Genomic DNA, 23473 nt, shown 5'->3' with positions numbered 1-23473 from the left:
GCCGGTCAGCGCGCGCCCGGCAGCGCGCCGGCGAGCTGGAGCAGTTCGAGGAAGGCGTCGATGCCGGGCGGGATGGGCCAGTGCGGTTCGCGCATCGCGGCGAGGTCACGGGCCGCCCGTGCCGCCACGTCGGGCACTCCGGCGTCCACCGCCTTGGCGAGGACCTCCCAGCCCGCTTCCCAGCGGGGGCGGGTCGGTTCGCTCTGCACGGCGGCGACCACGGCGATGAGGAACGCCAGCTGGCGGTCGCCTCGGTCGGGCAGGGCGAAGGCCGACGGGTCGGCGAGCACCCGGTCGGGGTCGGGCAGGTCCAAGTTTTCCAGATAGGCGAGGAGTTCGATGCCGGCGGCCTCACCGACGGCGCCCATCAGGGCGGTGGCCCGTGCCTCGCGCCCGGCGCCCGAGGCGTATCCGGTGGCCAGCAGCCGCAGCGCCATCTCCCAGGTACGGGGTGAGGGCCAGGCCCGGCCGCGACCCTCGGCCTCCTTCGGCATGTGGTGGGCGAGGCCCGGACGGGCGGTCAGGAATCCGCTGATGACGCCCCGGGCGCGGGCGACCGAACCGGACGCGCGCCCCCGATCCACCGTCGGCAGGGCGGTTTCGGGCCAGGTGCCGGCCATGCCGCGGGCCACGGTACGGGGGTCGTGCGTCCAGTCGAGGTGCACGAAGCGGTTGGCGAGCGGCGGGCTGAGGTGCCAGCCGTCGGCGGCGCTGGAGGGCGGGTTGGCGGCGGCGACGATGCGTACCGACGCGGGGAGTGCCAGGCTGCCGACCCGGCGTTCGAGGACCACGCGGAGCAGGGCGGCCTGCACGGCCGGTGGTGCCGAGGACAGTTCGTCGAAGAACAGCAGGCCGTGTCCGGTGCGGGCGAGTCGGACCGCCCAGTCCGGCGGCGCCATCGGCACGCCCGAGCCGGCCGGGTCGTCGCCGACGATCGGGAGTCCGGCGAAGTCGGACGGTTCGTGGACGCTGGCGACCACGGTCTCCAGGTGTACGCCGAGGGCGTCGGCGAGCTGTTCCATGCCGGCGGACTTGCCGATGCCCGGCTCGCCCCACAGCAGGACGGGCTGGTTCGCCGTCACTGCCAGGGCGAGGGCCTCCAGTTGGGGGTTGGTGGCCGGTTCGGTCCTCGTGGTGCCCAGGCGGGTGTTGAGGTCGTCGGCGGCAGCGAGGGCTGCGTGTACGGGGGCGGTCACGGTTGCATGTCCTCGTCGTCTGCCGCAGGGTCGCCGGCGGTGCGGTCCTCGCTCGGGCTTGCGGAGGGGTCCGGTTCCCCGGCCGTTTCCTCGTCCTCCTCCGGCTCCTCCTCGTCCCAGTCGGCGTCCACGTCGGCATCGGCCGAGTACCGCTCGTCCAGGTGGCTGTCGAACCAGTCGGAGCCGATGCCCGGGTGCTCCCGCAGTACGCGCATGCGCAGGAACGTCAGATCGGTCCGCTCGTAGCGGCGGATGACCTGGGCGAGGGACAGTTCCATCTCGTCGATGACGTCGATCCTGGCGCCGGCGGCGAGCAGATCCCTGACCAGGTCGGCGGAACCGCCCTCGTTGACGGCGTTCTGGAGCGCGGTGCGGTGCGCTCCGTCCTGCGCCTCCAGGTCCAGCCCGGCGGCCAGCAGCCGCGGCAGCAACGCGCGGTGGTCGAGGAGGTGGAGGGCGTGCAGCAGGCCGCGGCCCTTGCGGTCGCGGACGTGCGGGTCGGTGCCGGCGTCGAGGAGCGCCGTCACGGCGGGCGTGTCGCCGTGCTGGGCGTGCAGGAACAGGGCGTTGCGCTGTTCCCGCAGGGCCTTCGGTAGCTGTCCCTCGCCGCTGGTCCACTTGACCTGCGCGGCGAAGCAGCCGCTGATGGTGCCGCCGAAGGCGCGCAGCGCCAGCTCGCGCTGGCGTTCCTGTTCGGTGTGCGGGCCGGCCAGTACGCCGTCGCGCGACACGACCTCGTGCCATGCGCCGCCGCAGCGGACCCTGACGGGTTCGGGCATCCGCGGGTCGGGCGGGCCGGTCACGGGGCCGGCGTGCGGGAACAGCGCGGCGGCGACCAGCGGGTGCAGTTCCTCGGGCCGTATCCGGCCGGCCCGCAGCAGACCGATGTCGGGCAGCCGCTGCCAGACGTACGAGGGCAAGCCCGGGCTGTCGTCCTCCTGGCCCCGGTCGTGGCCGGTGACGCGCAGCGGGGCGCGGTCGGGGTCGGTCGGGTCGAGTGTGGCCCGGAGGTGGCCGCGCCACTCCACGGGGAGGCGGAAGCGCGACCCGCGTCCCGCGCGGGCGAGGAGGCGGATCTCGGGGGCCAGGCGGGTGAGGTCGGGGGCGATGAACGAGGTGAGCCGGGCGACGTCGAGCGGCTGGGAGGTGCGTGGGCCCTGCGGTGGCGCGGTGAGGTCGAGGCCGAGTCCGGCGGCGGCGTACGCCTCGGTGTGCTCGCCGCGCGCCTGGAGGACCGCGACCCACTCCGCGAGGGCGGCCGGGTCGGTGCTGCCGGGGTGCTCGTCCGGGAGTTCCTCGGGGGTGAGGGGCGTGCCGTCGAGGTGGAGGAACGGCAGTCGGCCGTGGGGAGCGGCGACGAAGGCGTCGGCGGCGCCCGCGCTCCGGCGTAGTTCGCCGGTGCGGCGGGCGTCCCAGAAGCGGCGGGCGGCGGTCCAGTCCTCCGTGAAGTAATGCAGTCCGTGGAGTTCGTCGTCGTCGGGCGCGACGGCCGGGCCGAGGTGTAGGCGGAGTCGCTGCGGCCCGGCCAGCATCGGGGTGTTCGTCAGCGACAGGACGCAGCCGACGTCGCCGTACGCGGCGAGGACGACGCGGCGGCAGCAGGCGAGGGTGGTGTGGCCGCCGAGCGTGCGCGGGAGGTGCCAGCGCAGCAGGTCGGGCGCCAGGTGCCGCAGGTCGTCGGCGACGCGGGCGGCCACGTCGGTGCCGTACCGGTCGGCGATCCGTTCGGGGTCGAGGTCGTCCGGCACGTCCACGGCCGCCACGGCGCAGGCAGTCCGCCAGTCGCCGGCCTCCCGGGCCTGGGTGGCCCGCTCGATCATCCAGCGGGGTACGGCGTAGCGGCGGACGCGGGCCCAGGAGGAGACGTCCTCGGGGGAGAGGCCGCCGGGCGGGACGGGACGCGTGGTCACCGGTACACGCTCCCGATCGCCCGCAGGTCGGGGTGGGTCGGCAGGGCCGGCCGCAGCCGTTCGGTGAAGGACCGCTTGAGGCGGCGGGGCGTGCCGGGGCCGAGGCCCACGTATTCGAGACGGTGTCCGTCGGGGAGCGCGGCGAGCAGGCTCTTGGCGCCTCGGCCGGTGATGCCGGTGTGACGTAGTTCGAGACGGCGCAGCGGGCTTCCGGGCAGGGCGGCGGCCAGGGTCCGGGCGCCGTCGTCGCCGGTGGTGTTGCCGGGTGAGCCGAGGCTGCGCTCCGACATGGCCCGGCCCAGGTCGAGGGTCTCGATGCCGTCGAGTGCGTCGGCGAGGGCGCGGGCTCCGGCGGGGCCGATGCCGTTGCCGCCCAGGCCGAGGCGCACGGGCCGGGCCGGGTCAGTGGCGGCGGTCAGGGTGGCGGTGCCCTCGTCGCCGAGGTGGTTGGCCGTCAGGTAGAGCTCACGGACACCGGCGTCGCGCACGAGGGCGGCCAGTAGCGGGGCGTCGGAGGCGGTCAGTCCGTTGCCCCCGAGGAAGAGCCGTTCGAGCGGAGCCCCACGGTCCAGGAGGGCGTCGAGGAGGATCCGTACGCCCTCGGGTCCGATCCCGGAGTTGACGAGGTCCAGGGTGCGCAGCGTGCTGTTGCGGCGCAGCAGCACGGCGAGGGTGCGGGCGCCGGACACCGTCACCGGGTTCCGCTTGAGCCACAGGGCGCGCACCGAGGTGTCCTCGGCGAGCCCGTCCGCGAGTGCGGTGACGCCGGCCGGGCCGATGCGGTTGCAGCCGAGGTACAGGGTCCGGATGCCGTGTGCGGTACCGGCGTCCCGTGCGGCGGCCAGGGCACCGGTCACGGAACGCACGCCCTCGTCGCCGAGGGAGTTGGTGCCGAGCAGCAGGTGCATGGCGTGCGGGGAGCCCGCGGCCACCGGCAGCAGGCGCGCCGCGCCCTCGGGGCCGAGTCCCTGCTTGCACAGGTCCACCCGGCCGTCGGCGCGGAGGGTGCCCAGCGGGAACGCCTCGTCCTCGGCGACGGGCCGCGCCTCGGTGAGTCGGGCCATCAGCGGCGTGAGCAGCGCGGGGTCGGCGAGCGGCAGATCGGGATGCTCGATCGCGGGGCAGCGTACGGGCGTTGTCGGCTGGTCCATCACCACTCCACCGGTCTTGCGCCGGGGCCCGGCGTCCGCGTCGACATCAAGTAGGCGCAAGACCGGTCGGATTCGAACCGACGTCCTCCAGCTCGATGCGTGGGCGCGACGACCTCTGCGCTACGGCCTTGCTGCGGACGATCATAAGCGTAGTCGTCGCGATTTTTCGATCGCTGGTTCGAAATGGGGGGAAGTCAGGTGCCGGAGGCGTTCCGGGTGGCCGGTGCCACGCCGACGGCCGGGAGGTTCGGCCGTGCGCACTCCCGTCGGCTCCCTGGCCGACCGGCAACCCGCTTGCCTCAGACGGAAAGCAGGTCGACCACGAACACCAGGGTCGAGTTCGCCGGGATCAAGGGCGAGGGCGACTGCTTGCCGTAGCCGAGACGCGGGGGAACGATGATCTCGCGCCGGCCGCCGACCTTCATCCCCCGCACACCCCGGTCCAAGCCCTTGATGGCCCGGCCCCCACCCACGGCGAACTTGAACGGCTGGCCCCGGTCCCAGGAGGTGTCGAACTCCTTCCCGGACTCGAAGGTGACTGCGACGTAGTGAACCCTCACCACCCTGCCCGGCTTCGCCTCGGCCCCGTCCCCGACGACCAGGTCCCGGAAGGTCAGCTCGGTGGGGGCCGCCCCCTCGGGCACGTCCACCTCGGGCTTCGTCGGTCCACTCATTGCCACCTCATCGCTCTCCGCCGGCAGCCCTCGTACGGAACGGCCGGCCGCATGGACGTTCCGTACGGCACGCGGTCACGTTACCGAGGCTCCCGACCCTGCGCGCAGCTGCGCCCCGGCGGGGCGCAGCGCTCACGGGACGGGTGACCGCCGACGACGGGGAGGGCGGCGGAGCGGTCTCCGTACGCGGTGACGGTGAGGGGTGCGGTCGGCGTACCGCTGTTGGCGTCGTTGCCGGACAGGGCGTCGACGTAGTACGTCGTCCCGGGCGCCCGTGGTGAGGCGTGCGCCCCGGGCGCCGTGGCGAGCGCCGCGGCCACGAGCCCCGCGACGGAGAGGAAGAGGGCGGCGGGTGGTCGGTCGGCCGGGGTCCCCCGCGTCGTTGCAGTGGACCGGTGCTGTGGTGTCAGGCCCCTCGGCCCGGGGTGGCGGCCACGGCCGCGTTCGACCGGTCGCCCTGTTCCAGCGCGTAGCAACGGACCAGGGCATGGGTCGTGTACTCGTGTGAACCGCTGTCGTCCAGCAGGTGTTCCTCGGCGAGGGCGCTCAGGATGTCCTGCGCCTCCAGCGGTGTGCACTTCGCCTGCGCGGCGAACTCCTCGGCGTGGAAGGGATCGGCCGACAGCATGCCCAGGGTGGGGAAGGCGCGCCGCGCCCTGCCGGGCAGGGCCTTGACGGAGGTGTCCAGCAGCGCACGGACCGAGGCGGAGCCGAAGGCGCCGGTCCGCAGCAGGTCCAGCGGGGAGGTGCGGTCGAGCTGCGCCACCATGGCGGACAGCGGCTCCCGGGGGCGGCGGTGCAGTCGGACGGCGAGCACGTGGAAGGCGTAGGGGAGCCCGCCGCAGGCATCCGCCAGCAGCTCGGCGGCCTCGGGCTCCGCGTCCGTCCGGGACGGTCCGACGAGCGCGGCGAGCAGATCGGTGGCCTTGTCGGGAGGCAGGTTCGAGACGGTCAGGGGATGGACCTCGTGGCGGACCGTCAGACGGTCGAGCCGTCTTCGGGTCGTGATGAGGGTGGCGCAGCCGCGGCCGCCGGGCAGCAGCGGTTCGACCTGGTCGGCGGAGGCGGCGTCGTCGAGCACCAGGAGCAGCCGCTGGTCGGCGACGACCGAACGCCACAGTGCGGAGACCTCGTCCACGTCGTGTTGGGCGAGCGGGACGGGGATGCCCAGTTGCCGCAGACAGCGTTGGAGGGCCGCCGCGGGGGTCAGCGGGGGTCGGCGCGGGTCGCTTCCGTGCAGGTCCAGGTACAACTGTCCGTCGGGGAATCCCTCGCGGGCGCGGTGTGACCACTGGAGGGCGAGGGCGGTCTTGCCGATCCCCGCCATGCCCTCCAGGAGAACGGTTCGGGACTGGCCGGATTCGTACGGGGACTGTGTCAAGATTGCATCAAGGAAGCTTAGTTCCTGGTGGCGTCCGGTGAAGCCGCGACAGAGCGGGGGCAATTGGGCCGGCCGGGTGATCGGCTGGGGCTGGATCACCGGCTCACGCGGTGGCGCACCGCCGGCCCCGTCCTGGCCGTGCGCGTCGGTCGCCCGGAGCAGCTCCTGGTACAGCTCCTGAGTGGCGGGGCTCGGGTCGATGCCGAGTTCTTCGGAGAGCAGTCGGCGGGTGCGGTCGTAGCGGGCCACGGCCTCGGCGCTGCGGCCGCTGCGGTGCAGGGCCGTCATCAGGTTCCGCAGCGAGACCTCGTCGTACGGGCGGCCCTTGGCCACGGCCTCCAACTCCGGCAGCAGGGTGACGTGTCGTCCGGCGCGCAGTTCCGCGGCATGGCATTCCATCAGCGCCGCCGTTCGCTCGGCGGCGAGGGATTCCCGGACCGCCTCCACCCAGCGGCCGGTGAGTCCGAGCAGCGGTTCACCGCGCCAGAGACGCAGTGCGGCACGGTAGCGCTCGACGGCGGCGGCGGGATCGGACGCGCGGTTGCGGGCGGAGACGACGAGGCTGCGGAAGCGGTGCAGATCGACCTGCGACGGATAGACCCGGGCCATGTAGCCGCCCGACGAGCGGATGATGGCGGGCATCTCGGTTCCCTCACCGTCCTGCCCGGCTGAGGAGAGCAGCCGACGGATGCGGGCGACGTAGCTGTACAGAACCGCTCTTCCGGTGGGCGGAAGGTCCTCGTGCCATACGCGGTCGAGGAGCGAGTCCAAGGGGATCACCCGGTTCGCGTCGACCAGGAGGGCGGCCAGCACGCACTGCTGCTTCGCAGGGCCGAGCCTGATCTGCCGGTCCCCGTGATGCGCGGTCATGGCTCCGAGCAGGTTGAAGCCGATGGCATGAGACACAGCGGTTCCTTCATCGGTAGGTGGGGGGCTTGCCGAAACCACGTCCCTCATCTCAGCACGTGACGCAGCCTTCCCGGTAGGAGGCCATGGCCACAGGGGTGGAGCGAGGGTATGTCGTCAGCCATTGCAGATCTCTGACAGATTTGCTCAATATCCGTCAGACAGCATGTGCCTAACGATCAGAAGTAATCACAGGGCTGATACGGGCCGACTGGCCGACAGATTGGCGGATACTCATGGTTACCGATCCGACCGCTGCAAGCGAAGCCGCAGAGCTGCCCGGCCTCACCGAAGCCGAGCGCATCATCGTCGACGGAGTCGCCGAGTACTACTGGCAGAACGACGGCATGCCGCACGAGCGTGGACGCGTCATCGGATGGCTGATCATCTGCGACCCGACCGAGCAGACGACCGCCGAACTGACGGCCCGCCTCGGCACCACCCGCGAGGCGATCGACCGGGTCGCCGACCAACTCGTCCCCGCCCATGTGGTGCTCCGCAGGGACGTCCCCGGAACCGACGAGTACGCCCTCTTCATGAACAACGAGTCCTGGCCCAACGCCGTCCTCGAAGTCTTCGCCAACATTCCGGAGTTCGACCGGATCCTGCGCGACGCCCAGCACACCCTCAAGGACGAGGACCCGGAGCGGACGCAGCGCCTGGACCGCACCCAGCACCTCTTCGGATTCATCGCCAAGGAGGTCCCGGAGCTGCTCGCCAGTTACGCCGCCCAGGAGGAGGCCGCGGCGAAGGCCTCGTGACGGGGGCTCGGGACGGCCCCCCACGACCGTCGATCCGGGAACTCCCCTCACCCGAACCCGATGTGGTGCTGCGCCTCGCCCGGCTCCCCGGCACGGCCGACGAGGCGGCCGGCCGGCACCGGTTCCGTGTCCTGTCCGACCCGGAACGGCAGCGCGCCACCCGCTTCCGCCGCCAGGCCGACCGGGACGAGTACGTCCTCGCCCACTGGCTGCTGCGACTCACCTTGTCGACCGGCACGTCCGTACCACCGCAGAGCTGGGACTTCACCCAGGAGCAGTACGGCAGACCCCGGATCGCCCGTCGCTTCGGCGACGCCCGCCAGTTCAGCCTCTCCCATGCGGCAGGCACCTGTCTGGTCGCCGTCTCCACGGGGCGACGGGTCGGGGTGGACATCGAACGACGACGGCGAGCGGACGGACCGCGGGCGCTCCTGCACAACAGCCTCTCCCCCGACGAACTGACGAGACTGGCCGCCCTGCCCGCCGCGCAGCGGGAGTCCGAGTTCATCCAACTGTGGACGCTCAAGGAGGCCCTGGCCAAGGCCGTGGGCGCCGGACTGCGCCTGCCGTTCGCCGACCTGGACTTCTCCTGGAGGAACGGCCGGCCGTTGCTGGGCCGGAGCGCCACCGTGACCGCGCCGGAGCTCTGGACGTGCCACTGCCTCGACGCCCCAGCGGACTTCCGCGCCGCCCTGTGCGTGCGCACCGCGCACCCCACGACCGCCGTGCCCATCCGAGGAGTAGGGGAGACATGACCACCCTGGACGGGGTCGCACCGGCCGGAGTCCGGCCACCCGCCGAGGCACTCGGCAGCGCGGAGTTCCGCCGTCGCCACGGCGTGCGCCTCGCGTACGTCACCGGCTCCATGTACAAGGGCATCTCCTCCGCCGAGCTCGTCGGCCGGATGGGCCGGGCCGGCCTGCTCGGCTACTTCGGCACCGGAGGTCTGCGCCCGGAACACATCGACGAGGCGATCGGGCGGATCCGCGAGGCCGTGGGCCCGCACGGTCCGTTCGGCATGAACCTGCTGGCCAATCCCGAGGACCCGCGCCGCGAGGAGAAGGCGGTCGACCTCTTCCTCGCGCGGCGGGTACGGCGGGTGGAGGCCGCCGCCTTCATCCAGCCGAGCGCGGCCCTGGTCCGCTACCGGCTCAGCGGTGTGCACCGGGCCGCCGACGGGTCCGTCGTCGTGCCCAACTCCGTGCTGGGCAAGGTGTCCCGCCCCGAGGCCGCACGGTCGTTCCTCGCCCCGGCCCCCGCCCACCTGGTCTCCTCGCTCGCGGCCTCGTCGGCCATCGGTGCGCACGAGGCGGCACTGGCACCGTACGTACCGATGGCCGACGACCTCTGCGTGGAGGGGGACTCGGGCGGCCACACCGACCAGCGGCAGCTCATCACCCTGTTGCCCGAGATCGTCCGCATGCGGGACCGCACGGCCGCGGGGCGGACGGTGTGCATCGGCGCGGCCGGGGGCATCGGCACGCCGGAGGCGACCGCCGCGGCCTTCCTGCTGGGCGCCGACTTCGTACTGACCGGCAGCATCAACCAGTGCACCGTGGAGGCGGGCACCGCCGACGACGTCAAGGACCTCCTCCAGGCCGCCGGTGTGCAGGACACCGCCATGGTCCCGGCCGGCGACATGCTGGAGATCGGCGCCAGGGCGCAGGTGCTCGGAAAGGGGCTCCTCTTCCCCGCCCGCGCCAACAAGCTCTACGAGCTCTACCGGCGGTACGACTCCCTGGAAGCCATCGACGCCCCTACCCGCCGACAGCTCCAAGAACGCTTCTTCCGCCGCAGCTTCGAGGAGATCTGGCAGGAGACCGCAGCGCACTACGCGACCCGGGACCCCGACGGACTGGCCCGCGCCGAAGCCGACCCCAAACACCGGATGGCCCTGGTCTTCAAGTGGTACTTCGTGCACTCCACCCGGCTGGCGATGGCCGGCAGGAGCGAGCGACGGGTGGACTACCAGGTCGCCTGCGGACCCGCCATGGGAGCGCTCAACGGGTACCTCGCCGGCACCTCGCTGGAGAACTGGCGCGCCCGCCACCCGGACACGCTCGCCGACCTGCTGATGGCCGAGGCCGCGGCGCTGCTCCGCGTCCGGCTGACCCGAATCGCCGCGCACTGAACGTGGCCGCCCCGCGCCGCCCGGCCGTCCACCGGCGCCTCACCGACCCCTCGGAGTGACCGTCATGACGCTCGTCCACCTCTTCCCCGGCCAGGGCGCCCACCGGCAGGGCATGGGACGTGACCTCTTCCCCCGCTATCCGCACCTGGTACGGCGAGCGGACGCCCTGCTCGGCTACTCGATCGAGGAGCTGAGCCTCGACGCACCGGCCGACCGGCTCTCCGACACCCGCTACACCCAGTGCTCGCTCTACGTGGTCGGGGCACTGGGCTATCTCGACCTGGTCCGGGAGAGCGGCGAGGTACCCGACTACCTCGCCGGACACAGCCTCGGCGAGTACGTGGCCCTGTTCGCCGCGGGAGCCTTCGACTTCCTCACCGGACTCGAACTGGTCCGGCACCGGGCCGAGGCCATGGCCAAGGCGGGGCCCGGTGCGATGGCGGCCGTCATCGGCCTGACCGAAGAGGCACTGCGCGAAGCCCTCCGGGAGGACTCCGACGTGGACATCGCCAACCTCAACGCCCCCACCCAGATCGTCATCTCCGGCCTCCCGGAGGACGTACGGGAGGCGAGCCGGTCCCTGAAGGGACGCGCGGAGGCCGTGATCCCGCTCAAGGTCAGCGGGGCCTTCCACTCGCGGCGGATGACCGCGGCGGCGGAGGAGTTCGGAGAGACCCTGCGCCGTCACCGCCTCGCACCGCTGCGCATCCCGGTCGTGGCCAACACCACCGCCCGCCCCCACACGGACGACCGGCTCGCCGACGAACTGCGGCGGCAACTCACCTCGCCGGTGCGGTGGACCGAGACCGTGCGCTACCTGCTGGAGCGGCCCGAACCCGTGCTGCGCGAGGTCGGCCCCGGCCAGGTGCTCACCGGACTGGTCCGGAAGATCCGTGAAGCAGCACCCGTCGGGGCGGAGAGGTGACCCGAGTGACCGCAACCGAGTTCCACGTCACCGAACAGGACGTGCAGCGCTTCGCAGCGGCGAGCGGTGACGTCAACCCCCTCCACACCGACGCGGGTTACGCGGCGAAGACGTCCTTCGGCGTACCGATCGCCCATGGTGCGCTGGTCACCCTGCACGCGCTGGCGGCCCTGCCCGGCCGGCGGACCCCGCGGCGCATCACGAGGATCACCGCGCGGTTCCACGCCCCCGTCTACCCGGGGCAGACCTACCGGCGCGCCGTCGAGCGGACCGAGGACGGGTTCGGCGTCCGGGTGACCGACGGAAGCCGTCTGTTGCTGGACCTCACGGTGCGGACCGTGCCGGGCCGGCCCCGCCGCGACACCCCGGTGGACGTCCCGGGACCCCGACGCGCGGACTGCGACCACGTGCCCGTCGAGCGGACCCGGATCGGGGAACGGCGGGAGGTCGGCTGCCCGGCCGCCGTCGACCAGTGGCGGGAACTGCTGACGGCCACGGGCGCCGAAGCCGCCGGCATCACGGTCCGGCACGCGATGCTGCTGGGCTGGGCGAGCCATCTGGCGGGCATGGAGATACCCGGCCGGGACGCGCTGGTCTCCGGACTCACCCTGCACTTCGACGACTCCGTGGACGGCACGTCCGGTCGACTCCGGGTCCGTGCGGCCGACGGTCGCTACGGCCGGATCGATCTCACGGGCGCCCTGCCGGGACACGGCCGCGTCGACGTGAGGGCGCTGGCCCGCCGCACGGTGCCCGCCCCCGACGTCACCCAGCTGCGCGAACTGATGCCCACCGGCGCCCCCGGCACCGGCCGCACCGCACTGGTGGTCGGCGGCAGCCGCGGCCTCGGCGCGAGCCTGACCCAGGCCCTGGCCCTGGCCGGCTACACCGTCTACCTGGGACACCGCCGCAGCGCGGACGACGCCGCGGGGGTCCGCGCCGCCCTCGGCGAACTCTCCGAGCGGGTGCACCTGCTGCCCGGCGACGCCGCCGACGGGTCCTGGGCGCGGTCCGCCCGGGAGCGGATCATCGCCGAGCAGGGACGCCTAGACGTCCTGGTGCTCAACGCCTTCCCGCCGGTCACCCAGCTCACCCTGGAACCGGAGACGGACGGGCGCGCCGCCGACTACCTGCACGACGCCCTCCGACTCGCCCGGGTACCGCTCGCGGCCCTCCTGCCGGACCTCGCGGAGCACGCCGGCCACCTCGTCGCCGTCTCCACCGCATGGGTGGACACCCCGCCGCCCGGCTGGTCCCACTACGTCACCGCCAAGCTGGCCCTGGAAGGTCTGGTGCGCGCCGCCGCGGCGGAACGGCCCCGACTGCGCTGCACCGTCGTACGGCCGGGACGGATGCGTACGGCGTTCTCCGATTCCGTCCTCGGCTCGGACGCCGTGCTCGCCACCGAACAGGTCGCCGCCGCCGTCGTGGACGGCCTCGACGCCGAAGCCCACCCCGGACGGGTCACGGTCCTCGACCGGTTCGACGCCGCTGCACCGCCCGCCGCCGGGCGCCTGGTGATCTCGGCGACCTTCACCACGGACCCGCTGGTGGACGGAGTGCGCGCCTGGACGGAACGCCTGGGCCTCGGACTGGAGGTCGTGTGCGCCGACTACGGCCAGGTCTTCCAGCAGTTGCTCGACCCCGCCAGCGAGAGCGGTCGCAACCCGGGCGGCTGCAACGTCGTACTGCTGCGCCTCGACGACTGGCTCGGCGACGACCCCGAGCGCACGGTGGACGACTTCGCCGGCGCCGCCGCCCAGTTGCGCGGCCGGTCACCGGTACCGCTGCTGGTGCTGCTCTGCCCGGACCCTCCTGGGTCGGACGACGCCCGGCTCGCGACGCTGCGCCGCCGGCTGGTCGACGCATTGGCCGCAGTGCCCGGCGCACACCTGCTCGACGCCGAGGAGTGGCGGGGCGGCGGTCCCCGGATCGCCGACCGCCACGACGCCCGGCGCCTGCGCATCGCCCACATCCCGTACGAGGCCCTTGGCTACGCGGCGCTCGCCACCGCGACGGCGAGGGCCGTCCGCGCGGCGCTCGTCCCGCCGGCCAAGGTGCTGGTGCTCGACTGCGACCACACGTTGTGGCGCGGTGTCCTCGGGGAGGACGGCCCGCACGCGGTGGTGGTGGAACCGGGGCACCGCCGACTACAGGAGTGGGCGCTGGAACTGCGGTCCACAGGCGTGCTGCTCTGCCTCGCCAGCAAGAACGAGGCCCAGGACGTGTCCGAGGCCTTGCGCCTGCGGGACGACATGCCGCTCGGCGAGGAACACCTGACGGCACGCCGCATCGACTGGGAGCCGAAGTCCGCGAACCTCGCCGATCTGGCCCGCGAACTCGACCTCGGTCTCGACTCGTTCGTGGTGATCGACGACAACCCCGTCGAGATCGCGGAGCTACGGGCGGCCTGCCCCCAGGTGCTGTCCCTCACCTGCCCGGCCGACCCCGCGGACCTCCCCGGCTTCGTCGACCGCATCTGGGCCTTCGACCGCTTCGAGGTCACCGACGAGGACCGCGCCCGCGCCTCCTTCTACGAGGCGGCCGGCCGGCGCAAGGAGCTGCGCGGGACCTTCACCACCCTGGCGGACTTCATCCGGGACCTGGACCTGCGCGTCGACGTCCGCCCCGCGCAGGGAGCGGCCCTCACCCGCGTCGCACAACTCACCCAACGGACCAACCAGTTCAATGCGGCCCCCGCCCGGTACCAGGAGCCCGAACTGTCGGCGCTACTCGCGGACCCCGCCGTACGCTGCCGCACGGTCCAGGTCACCGACCGGTTCGGCGACTACGGGGTGGTCGGCGCTGCCGTGGTGCGCACCGACGGCCCGACCGCTGACCTGGAGATGTTCCTGATGAGCTGCCGGGTGCTCGGCAGGGGCGTCGAACACGCCTTCCTGGCCCGGCTCGCGGCGGAGGTGGCCGACGCGTGCACGGTGCTGCGGGTGACCTACCGGCCCACCGAACGCAATCTGCCGGCCCGGCGGTTCCTGGACTCGGTGGCCGGGGCCTGGGCCCGGGAGCGGCCCGACGGATCGGTCGTGTACGAGCTGCCGGTCGAGGCCGCCGCCGCGATCGCGTTCCACCCGGAGGCCGTCACCGAGGAGCCCGCGATCGAGGGCGCGGCCCGGCCGGCCCGCCCGTCGGCGGCGCCGGGGCGCGGCGCACTGGCCGAGCTGGCCGAGCTGGCCGAGGAACGGTCACTCCCCGCCGTGGACGAGACGGCCACGATCGCCGTCGGCCCGCGCGACCCCGACCCCTTCGCGACCGGTCGGCGGACCGCACTCGACCGGGTCGTGCAGGTCGTGGCCCGCACCCTGGGGCTGCCCGCGGCCTCCCTGAACGCCGACACCACCCTGGAGGAACTGCGGCCCTCGTCGCTCGCCGTCGTGGACGCCACGGTGGCACTGGAGGAGTGGTACGGCGAACTGCCCCCCACCGTGCTGTTCGAGCACCGCACCCTCGGAGCACTGGCCGACGCACTGGCTCCCGAGGCCCGGACCAAGCCGCCCCGAGGACCCGTCGTGCCCCCTGCACCGCCCCCCGGACCCGCCGCCGCCCGTGCCGAGACCGGCCCCCGGAGGAGTTCCGTCACCGCGGACCCCGACCCCGACCCCGAGGCCGTCGCCGTCGCCGTCGCCGTCGCCGTCATCGGGGTGGCCGGGCGATACCCCGGAGCCCGCGACGTCGACGAACTGTGGAACAACCTCCTCGCCGGACGGGACTGCGTCGGCGGGATCCCCGCGGAGCGCTGGAACCACGAGGCGCTCTACGACGCCGAAGGCGGCCCGGGCCGCACCTACTCGCGCTGGGCGGCGCTGATCGACGGCGTCGACGAGTTCGACTCCCTCTTCTTCGGGATCTCTCCCGCCGAGGCCGAACTGATGGACCCCCGCCAGCGGCTCTTCCTGGAGACCGCCCACCAGGCCCTCCAGGACGCCGGATACACCCCCGAGGGGATCGGCCGGAACACCGCCGTGTACGTCGGGGCGATGGCCAACGACTACGCACTGTTCAGCGCCCGGGGCGCGCTCACCGGAGCCGCGCCCTACCCCTGGGCGGAGGGCTACCAGATCGCCAACCGGGTCAGCCACCTCTTCGACTTCACCGGTCCCAGCCTGACCGTCGACACCGCCTGCTCGGCTTCGGGAACGGCCCTGGAGCTGGCCTACAGCGCGGTGCTGCGGGGCGAGGTCACCGCCGCGGTGGCGGGCGGGGTCAACCTGGTGTTGCATCCCGCCCGGCACGTCCAGTACGCACAGATGGGCATGTTGGCGCGCGGCGGCCGCTGCCGGTCCTTCGGCGCCGGGGCGGACGGCTTCGTGCTGGGGGAGGGCGTGGGAGCCGTCGTGCTCAAACGGCTCGACCGGGCGTTGGCCGACGGCGATCACCTCCACGGCGTCATCCGCTCCGCGGTCGCCAACTCCAACGGCCGCACCCACGGGTTCACGGTTCCCAGCCCCGCGGCCCAGGCCGCCCTGGTGCGCGAGGCGCACCGGGCCGCCGGAGTCGAGCCCGAGTCGATCGGCTACGTCGAGGCCCACGGTTCGGGCACCGCGCTCGGCGACCCGATCGAGGTGCGGGGACTCACCGAGGCGTTCGGGGGACCGCGGGAGCAGGGGCGCCGGAGCGGGATCGGCAGCATCAAGAGCAACATCGGTCATCTGGAATCGGCCGCCGCCGTCGCCGGGCTCACCAAGGTGTTGCTGCAACTGCGGCACCGCACCCTGGCCCCGACCCTGCACGCCGATCCGGTCAACCCGCACATCGACTTCTCGCGGACACCGTTCCGCCTCCAGCGGTCCGCGGAACCCTGGCTGGCGCCGGACGGTCCGCTGCGCGCCGGGCTGAGCTCGTTCGGCGCCGGCGGTGTCAACGTCCACCTCGTGCTGGAGGAAGCGCCGGCCACGGCCCCGACCGCCGAGGACGCCGCGGGCCGGCCCCATCTGATCGTGCTGTCCGGCCGGGACGGGGCCGACCTGCGCGACTACGCGGGCCGGCTGCGGTCCGCGCTGTCGGCGGGGCCAGGACCGGGGCCGGGGCACCGGATCGCCGACATCGCCTTCACGCTCCAGGTCGGGAGGCAGCCGCGGGACGAACGAGTGGCGTACCCGGCGACCGACCTGCCGCACTTGCTCGCCACCCTCGAACTGATCGCGGACGGCCGGTCCGCCGAGGTGGCCGGACTGGTGCACGGGCGGATCGGGGACCGCTCCCCGCTCGGCGACGTGTTCGGCTCGGGCCCGGAAGGCGTCGCCTTCCTGCGGGAGCGGCTGCGTGCCGGGGACCTGACGGTGCCGGCCCGCCTGTGGACGCACGGCGCGAACCTGCCCTGGGACGAACTGACGGAGCCGGGGTGCCGACGGGTGAGTCTGCCGCCGTTCCGGTTCGCGCCGGTCAAACACTGGCTCCCGGCCGGGGTGACCGCCGCGGTGCTGCCGAGCGCGGGGGAACCCCGGGGCGCGGGGGACGTGTCGAAGACGGAGACGGTGCTCTACCGCGCGACATGGGCGCCGGCCGCCCCGCCGGACCCCGGCACGCCGCCCCCGGCGCACGACGGACCGTTCGTGGTGACCGTCGGCGGTGAGACGCCGCCCCGCGGTGCCAAAGCGGGGTCGGCCGTGACGACGGCGCACGCCGTGGACGCGGAAGCCGTCCTCGGTCTCCTGGAGGCCCGCGCGGAGCCGACCGTCGTCCTGGACCTGCGCCCCTACCTCGCGCCGCCGCTCTCCTTGGAGGCCGCCGCCGACCTGCCGTTGGCGCTCGCCCGCTGGTCCTCCGCGCACGGCCACCCCGTCGCCTGCACGGTGGTGTGCCGTCCCGGTGACCCCGCCGTGACGGCGCTGGACGCACTCGGCCGGTCCCTCGCCCTGGAAGGGGTACGGCTGCGGCTCGGCCGGATCGAGGTGGCCGATCCTCAACTCCCTCCGGTGCAGGACCTGCTGGCCGAGGCCGGCGGCCCGGACCGCCAGGTCCGGCGGCTCGGGGCGCAGCGCTGGACGCTGCGGTCCGCGGCGGTGGCGCACGTCCCCGCCGAACCGCTCGGGAGCGCCACACCGGCGAGCACCAGCGGTGCTGCCGGCGGGGTGCTGATCACCGGTGGGCTCGGCGGAGTGGGGCGGCTGATGGCGGCCCATCTGGCCGAGCGACACCGGGTACCCGACCTCGTCCTGCTCGGCCGCTCGCACCCCTCCCCGGACACCGAGCGGTTCCTCACCGGCCTGCGCCGCCACGGGACACGCGCCCACTACCTGCGGGCCGACGTCAGCGACGAGGGCTCCCTCGACGCCGCCCTGGCCCACGCCCGCGAACTGACCGGCGGCCTCCGGGGCGTCATCCACGCGGCGGGTGTCGTCGACGACGCCCCACTGGCGGCCAAGACCCCCCGGTCACTGCGCGCGGTCCTGGCTCCGAAGGTGGACGGCACGCTGCTCCTCGACCGCCTCACCGTCGCCGACCCACTGGACTTCCTCCTCCTCACCTCCTCCTTCGTCGGTTGGACCGGAAACGCCGGCCAGTGCGACTACGCGGCGGCCAACCGCTTCCTCGACGCCTTCGTCGAGCAGCGGGAGGAGCAGCGGCGCCAGGGCCTGCGGCGCGGGCGCACGGTCTCCGCCGCCTGGCCCCTGTGGCAGGACGGCGGCATGCGGATGCCCGCGGACGTCGTACGACTGACCGAGACCACCACCGGACTCAGGCCCATCGCCACCGCCCGGGCGCTGAGCGCACTCGACGCGTTGCTGGAGGCGGATCCGGGTGCCTACCTCGTCGGCCACGGCGACCAGGACCGGATCGCCGCGGCGCTCGGAACGGACCCCGGCGCCGGTACGGTCGGGCCGGTGGCGACCGACGCTGAGACGCTGCGCGAACGGCTGACGGCGGAGGTGTCCGCCCTGCTGAAGCTGGGGCGCAACGCCCTGGGGGCGGACGAACGCTTCGGTGACGTCGGCATGGACTCCGTCCTGACCATCCGGCTCGTCAACCGGCTCAACGAGCTGTTCGGACGCGATCTGACACCGGTGACCCTGTACGAGCACCCCACGGTCGCCGCGCTGACGGCACATCTGACGGGGCGTCAAGGTGAGGCGGCCGTCCCGGGACCGGGTGCGTCGGCCCACCCTTCGGCCCTCCCCGCCCCCGTCCCCGGGACCGTACCGGACGCCGTCCCCGTCCCTCCGGAACCCGCCGCTACGGGCGCGGAGCCGATCGCCGTCATCGGCATGGCCGGGCGTTTCCCCGGCGCCGACGACGTCGACGCTTTCTGGGCGAACCTGCTCGCCGGGCGCGACTGCGTCGGCCGCGCACCGGACGCGGACCCGGGCGAACGGGTGGGCGGGCCGGTGCGGTCCTGGGCGGACGGCTCCGGTCCGCAGGGCGGGTTCCTGACCGATGTGGACGCCTTCGACGCGCCCTTCTTCGGCATCTCGCCGCGCGAGGCGGCCCTGATGGACCCGCAGCAGAGGCTCTTCCTCCAGGAGTGCTGGCACGCCGTGGAGGACGCCGGTCTGGACCCGCGCGCCCTCGCCGGCTCGCGCACGGGCGTCTACGTCGGTGCGACGCTCAGCGACTACACCGAACGGCTCACCCGCAGCGGGGACGCCGCCCACGCCCAGCTGGCCCCCGGCAACGTGCACGGCGTCATCGCCAACCGCGTCTCGCACCAACTGGACCTGCGCGGCCCGAGCGAGGCGGTCGACACCGCCTGCTCCAGCTCCCTGGTCGCCCTGGACCACGCCGTGACCGCCCTGCGTTCCGGCAGCTGCGACCTCGCACTGGCGGGCGGGGTCAATGTGTTGCTGACGCCGACGTACTTCGATTCGCTGGCGGGCGCCGGGATGCTGTCCGCCACCGGCCGGTGCCACTCCTTCGACCGGACGGCGGACGGCTACGTCCGTGCCGAAGGCGTGGCGGCCGTCCTGCTGAAGCCCCTGGCCCGGGCGCTCGCCGACGGCGATGCCGTGCACGCCGTGATTCGCGGCACCGCCGTCAACCACGGTGGTCGGGCCCACTCGCTCACCGCGCCCCGGCCGTCCGCCCAGGCCGAGGTGATCACTGCCGCGCTGCGGGACGCCGGTGTGCCGGGCTCTTCGCTGGCGTACGTCGAGACGCACGGCACCGGTACCGAGCTGGGCGACCCGATCGAGATCGAGGGACTGCGCACGGCCCTCGGCGGTCCGGGCGCGTCCCCGTCGCCCGGCTGTCTCCTCGGGGCGGTGAAGGCGTCCACGGGCCATGCCGAGTCGGCCTCCGGCATGGCCGGGCTGATCGCGGTCATCCAGGCGATGCGCCACCGCACCCTGCCGGGCACCCCCCATGTGACCGAGCTGAATCCGCACATCGACCTGACCGGGGGCGTCCTGCGGCTGGCCACCGGTCCTGAGCCCTGGGAACGGCGCCATCCGGGCGAACCCCGGCGCGCAGGCGTCAGCTCGTTCGGTTTCGGAGGCACCAACGCGCACACCGTCCTGGAGGAGGCTCCCGAGGTCCCGGCCGCTCCCGTCGTCGGACCCGGGCTCCAGGTGGTGACCCTCTCCGCAACGGACGACGAGCGGTTGCGCGCCTACGCGGAGCGGCTGCGGGCCTTCCCGTTCGACGGTGACGTGACGCTCGCCGACCTCGCCCACACCTCCCGCACCGGGCGGACCGCCCTGCCCGTACGGCTGGCCGTGGTGTGCCGAGACATCCACGAACTGCGTGCGAAACTCGGCGACTTCCTCGCCGGACGGGACCACGCGGGACCCGCTGGCGACCCGCTCACCCCGGCCCTGGCCGAGGCGGTGCGCACCTGGACGGCGGGCGACCGGGTGGACTGGGCGGCCCTGTTCCCCCGGGGCGGGCGGCGGGTGCGCTTCCCGCTGTACCCGTTCGACACCCGACTGCGCTACGGCCCCCCGGGCGCCGGGGAGAGCGCACTGCCGGACCTCGACGCGTCCGCTCCCGCTTCGGTGACCGCCCCGCGCGCCGGGCGGGCGGTCACCGGCCCCACCCGCCACGAGCCCGCACTGCTCGTTCGTGAATGGCACCCCGTGCCGGCCCCGCCCGCCGCGCCGCGCGACCGCCGTCAGGTGAACGTCCTTCTCCTCGGGCGCGAAACCACCCTGCCGGTGACCGCCGCACTGCCGGGCGCGCAGGAGGCCGACTGGATCGTCGTGCGGGAACGTTCGACCCTGCCCCGGCTCGGGAGCGACGAGTACGAACTGGATCTGGACGACGGTGCGGCGGGCCGCGCGCTCGGGGAACGACTGCGCGCCGCCCACCCCCGGGTGGACGCCGTGGTGGACCTCGTGGATCTGGCCGGCCCGCCCACACTGGCACGACAGTTCGGGCGCCTGGGGCTGCTCCAGACACTGGTGTCCGCGTCCGGCGGCCGACCGCTGCTGCTGGTGCACCTCGCCCCCGCCGCCAGCGGGGCGCCCTGGCCCGCGGCAGCCCGGATGGCGGGCCTCGTCCGGTCGATCGGTGCCGAGTACTCCGACGTGTCGGCCGTCACGGTCGAGTGCGACGCGCCGCTCGCCGACGGCGAAGCACTGGTGCGTCTGGTGTGCGGGGAACTGGCGCTCGGCGCGGGGCGGTGGGGACCGGAGGCACCGGAGGTCCGGCTCACCGGCGGTCGACGGCTGGCACCCCGGTGGGTGCGGCTGCCGCAGCACGGGCGACAACCCCTACGGGTCGACCCGTACCGGACCTACCTGATCACGGGGGGCACCGGTGGACTCGGTCTCGCGAGCGCGCGACGGCTGGCCGAACGCGGCGCCCGGCGGCTGGCGCTGATGGGCCTACGCCCCCTGCCCCCGCGCTCCGCCTGGAGCCCGGACACGCCCGACGAGCGCGTCGCCGCACTCCTGCACCTGGAGCACCTGGGCGTCCACATCGCCGTTCATAGTGGTGAGTTGACGGACTCGGCGGAGTTGCGCGCCTTCCTCGGTCGGGTCCGTGACGACCTCGGGCCGATCGCGGGCGTGCTGCACTGCGCCGGGTCGGTCGAGCGGAAGACACCCGCATTCGTCCGCAAGGAACTCGGTTCGATACGTGACACCTGGCGACCGAAGGGCGAGGGACTCTTCGCACTCCTCGACGAGTTGCGCGCGGACGAACCCGACTGGATCGTCCTCTTCTCCTCGCTGTCGGCCGCCCTGCCGAAGCTGGCCGTCGGCCTGGCCGACTACGCGGCGGCCAATGCGGTGCTGGACGCCGTGGCGGAGCGGGCCACCGGCCGTACCCGCCACGTCTCGGTGGGCTGGGGGAGTTGGACGGGCGCCGGCATGGGCGCTGTACGCAGTCCGCGCTACGCCGAGCTGGGGTTCGCTCCGCACACCGTCGAACAGGGCCTGGACCTTCTGGAAGCCGCCTTGGCGTCCGGCCGTTCGCACGTCGTGGCGGCCGCGGTCGACCCGGCGGTGTGGCCCGCGCCGTCGCCCGCTCACGAGGACGAGGAGGGACGGGTGCAGGAGGACGCGCCTGGACACGATGACGAGGTCGGGGGCGAGGCCAAGGCCGGGGTCGGGGTCGGGGAGGCTGTGGAGAACGCCTGCCCGACGTTCACCACCGTCGCCGGCGCCGTGGCCGCACTCCTCGCCCGCGCACTGCTGATGCCGGTCGAGAAGATCGACCACCGAACGGACTTCAGCCAACTCGGCGTCGATTCCATCCTGGTCGCCGGCATCGTCGCCGACCTTGAGGAACGCATCGGCGAGCCGCTGTCGCCGTCCCTGGTCCTGGAGTACCCGACGGTGGCGCTGCTGGCCGCGCATCTGGTGGCGGAACACCCCGCCGGAACGGCCCGCTGGACCCGGCCGGTCGGAGAGGTCGACCACGCCCGGCCCACCGGCACCCTCCGCACGGACGACCGTCCGACGGCATCCGACCCGGTCGCCCACGAATACGCCGACCGGCGGCCCGCCCCCGCCCCCGGACCGGTGGCCGTGATCGGGGCCGCCGGCCGCTATCCCGGTGCTCCCGATCTCGACCGCTACTGGGAACTGCTGCGCGAAGGGCGCAGCGGGATCACCGAAGTCCCCGGCTCCCGATGGAACCACCGCCACCTGTGGTCGCCGCAACCCGCACCCGGCCGCAGCATCAGCAAATGGGGCGGATTCCTCGACGGGATCGAGGAGTTCGACCCGGAGTTCTTCGACATCGCACCCGCCGACGCCGCCCACGTCGATCCGCTGATCCGGCTTTCGTTGGAAGCCGTGGAACAGACCCTGCGCGACGCCGGCTATCGCCGCGAGGACGTGGCCGGGGGGCGGATCGGCTTCTTCATGGGCTCCGGCACCAGCACCTACGGCAGCCGGGTGCCCGTCCCGCACCGCAACACGGTGACCGGCCTCAACCAGAACTTCATCGCCGCCCACGCCGCCCACGTCTACGACCTGCGCGGGCCCCATCTGACGGTCGACAGCGCCTGCTCCTCCGCACTGTCCGCGCTGTACCTCGCGCTGCGTGCGCTGGACGCCGGAGACTGTGACGCCGCGCTCGTCGGCGGCGCCGACCTGCTCCTGGACGAGACCCCCTTCCTGAAGCTCAGCGCTTCCGGGGCACTCTCCCCCGACGGCGCCTGCCACGTCTTCGACGCCTCGGCGAACGGCATCGTGCTCGGTGAGGGCGCCGGTGCCGTGCTGCTGAAACCGCTGGACCGGGCGCTCGCCGACGGCGACCGCATCCACGCCGTGATCGAGTCCTGCCGGCTGAACAACGACGGCCGGACGATGGGACTGACCACTCCCAGCCCCCGGGCCCAGGAACAACTGGTGGCCGACACCCTGGCCGCTGCCGGCGTCACCGCGGACACGGTGACCTACGTCGAGGCCCACGGAACGGGCACGATGATCGGCGACCCGATGGAACTCCAGGCGCTCACGCGTGCCTTCCGCCGCACCTCGGACGCGGTCGGCCACTGCGCGGTCGGCAGCGTCAAGTCCAACATTGGACACCTGCTGATGGCGGCCGGCATGGCCGGGCTCCACAAGGTGATCCTCTCGCTGGTCCACCGCACCCTCCCACCGACCCTGCACTGCGATCGGCCCAACCCCCGCTTCTCCTTCGCCACGTCGCCCTTCCACCCCGTGCTCGCCGCCGCGCCCTGGCAACCGGAGTGCGGTGTCCGGCGCGCCGGACTGAGCGCCTTCGGCTTCGGCGGCACCAACGCCCACGCGCTGGTCCGTGAACTGCTGCCCGAGGAACGGACGTCGTACCGGCCGACCCGCACGCCACGCCCGCCGGCCGAGTACCGCCGCGCCCGCCACTGGATCGACGGCCCGGAGCCACCGGCCCCCCGGCGAACTGCCAAACCACTGCTCGCCCTGGAGCCGGAACCCGGTCTGCCGCTGCCCACCGCGCCCGACCCCGGCCCCTCCGTTCCGCCACCAAGTCCCCGGCCGCCGGCCGTTCCGCGCCGACCCGTGCTCGAACTCCACGAGGAGCTGACCTGACGATGTC

The 23473-nt window shown here is 73.7% G+C and carries 11 protein-coding genes and 1 pseudogene; 5 read left to right on the top strand and 7 right to left on the bottom strand.

The window, feature by feature from the left end:
- Window positions 1-5: 5 nt before the first annotated feature.
- From ACFV88_RS25615 to ACFV88_RS25585, 7 genes and pseudogenes are all read right to left on the bottom strand, one after another.
- A complete protein-coding gene (locus ACFV88_RS25615; protein ID WP_385494233.1) occupies window positions 6-1196 on the bottom strand; it encodes an AAA family ATPase in 1191 nt (396 codons plus the stop codon).
- Entirely contained in the window at window positions 1193-3106 is a 1914-nt protein-coding gene (locus tag ACFV88_RS25610) for an ankyrin repeat domain-containing protein (RefSeq protein WP_385494232.1), read from the bottom strand. Before ACFV88_RS25610 ends, ACFV88_RS25615 begins: the two co-directional genes overlap by 4 nt.
- A complete protein-coding gene (locus ACFV88_RS25605; RefSeq protein WP_385494231.1) occupies window positions 3103-4257 on the bottom strand; it encodes a gala protein in 1155 nt (384 codons plus the stop codon). Before ACFV88_RS25605 ends, ACFV88_RS25610 begins: the two co-directional genes overlap by 4 nt.
- 57 nt (window positions 4258-4314) lie before the next feature.
- Window positions 4315-4387: pseudogene (locus ACFV88_RS25600) on the bottom strand.
- A gap of 169 nt (window positions 4388-4556) precedes the next feature.
- Entirely contained in the window at window positions 4557-4931 is a 375-nt protein-coding gene (locus tag ACFV88_RS25595; RefSeq protein ID WP_385494230.1) for an FKBP-type peptidyl-prolyl cis-trans isomerase, read from the bottom strand.
- Window positions 4932-5011: 80 nt separating this feature from the next.
- Window positions 5012-5251, bottom strand: a complete 240-nt coding sequence (locus ACFV88_RS25590; RefSeq protein WP_385494229.1) for a hypothetical protein — start codon at window positions 5249-5251, stop codon at window positions 5012-5014.
- Between the two features lie 86 nt (window positions 5252-5337).
- Window positions 5338-7218 (bottom strand): BTAD domain-containing putative transcriptional regulator, encoded by a 1881-nt coding sequence (locus ACFV88_RS25585; RefSeq protein ID WP_385494228.1) that lies wholly within the window; start codon window positions 7216-7218, stop codon window positions 5338-5340.
- 236 nt (window positions 7219-7454) lie between these two features.
- Here ACFV88_RS25585 and ACFV88_RS25580 point away from each other — a divergent pair, with 236 nt between their 5' ends.
- From ACFV88_RS25580 to ACFV88_RS25560, 5 genes are all read left to right on the top strand, one after another.
- Window positions 7455-7979, top strand: a complete 525-nt coding sequence (locus ACFV88_RS25580) for a hypothetical protein (protein WP_385494227.1) — start codon at window positions 7455-7457, stop codon at window positions 7977-7979.
- Window positions 7976-8734 (top strand): 4'-phosphopantetheinyl transferase family protein, encoded by a 759-nt coding sequence (locus tag ACFV88_RS25575; protein WP_385494226.1) that lies wholly within the window; start codon window positions 7976-7978, stop codon window positions 8732-8734. Before ACFV88_RS25580 ends, ACFV88_RS25575 begins: the two co-directional genes overlap by 4 nt.
- Window positions 8731-10110 carry a PfaD family polyunsaturated fatty acid/polyketide biosynthesis protein gene (locus ACFV88_RS25570; RefSeq protein ID WP_385494225.1) on the top strand — a complete coding sequence of 460 codons (1380 nt, stop codon included), beginning with the start codon at window positions 8731-8733 and terminating at the stop codon, window positions 10108-10110. The genes ACFV88_RS25575 and ACFV88_RS25570 overlap by 4 nt, the downstream gene beginning before the upstream one ends.
- A 64-nt stretch (window positions 10111-10174) precedes the next feature.
- A complete protein-coding gene (gene fabD, locus ACFV88_RS25565; protein ID WP_385494224.1) occupies window positions 10175-11035 on the top strand; it encodes an ACP S-malonyltransferase in 861 nt (286 codons plus the stop codon).
- Window positions 11036-11040: 5 nt separating this feature from the next.
- Complete coding sequence (locus tag ACFV88_RS25560) at window positions 11041-23466, top strand: SDR family NAD(P)-dependent oxidoreductase (protein WP_385494223.1); 12426 nt, start codon at window positions 11041-11043, stop codon at window positions 23464-23466.
- The last annotated feature ends 7 nt before the right edge of the window (window positions 23467-23473 follow it).

Source organism: Streptomyces sp. NPDC059816 (genome assembly GCF_042732055.1).
Classification (GTDB): domain Bacteria; phylum Actinomycetota; class Actinomycetes; order Streptomycetales; family Streptomycetaceae; genus Streptomyces.
This window is presented reverse-complemented; position numbering and strand designations above follow the sequence as displayed.

Excerpts from the sequence above, each read along its gene's own strand:
- ACFV88_RS25580 (WP_385494227.1), top strand. The coding sequence starts at position 7,455 with ATGGTTACCGATCCGACCGCTGCAAGCGAAGCCGCAGAGCTGCCCGGC.
- ACFV88_RS25605 (WP_385494231.1), bottom strand. The coding sequence starts at position 4,257 with ATGGACCAGCCGACAACGCCCGTACGCTGCCCCGCGATCGAGCATCCC.
- fabD (WP_385494224.1), top strand. The coding sequence starts at position 10,175 with ATGACGCTCGTCCACCTCTTCCCCGGCCAGGGCGCCCACCGGCAGGGC.
- ACFV88_RS25595 (WP_385494230.1), bottom strand. The coding sequence starts at position 4,931 with ATGAGTGGACCGACGAAGCCCGAGGTGGACGTGCCCGAGGGGGCGGCC.
- ACFV88_RS25570 (WP_385494225.1), top strand. The coding sequence starts at position 8,731 with ATGACCACCCTGGACGGGGTCGCACCGGCCGGAGTCCGGCCACCCGCC.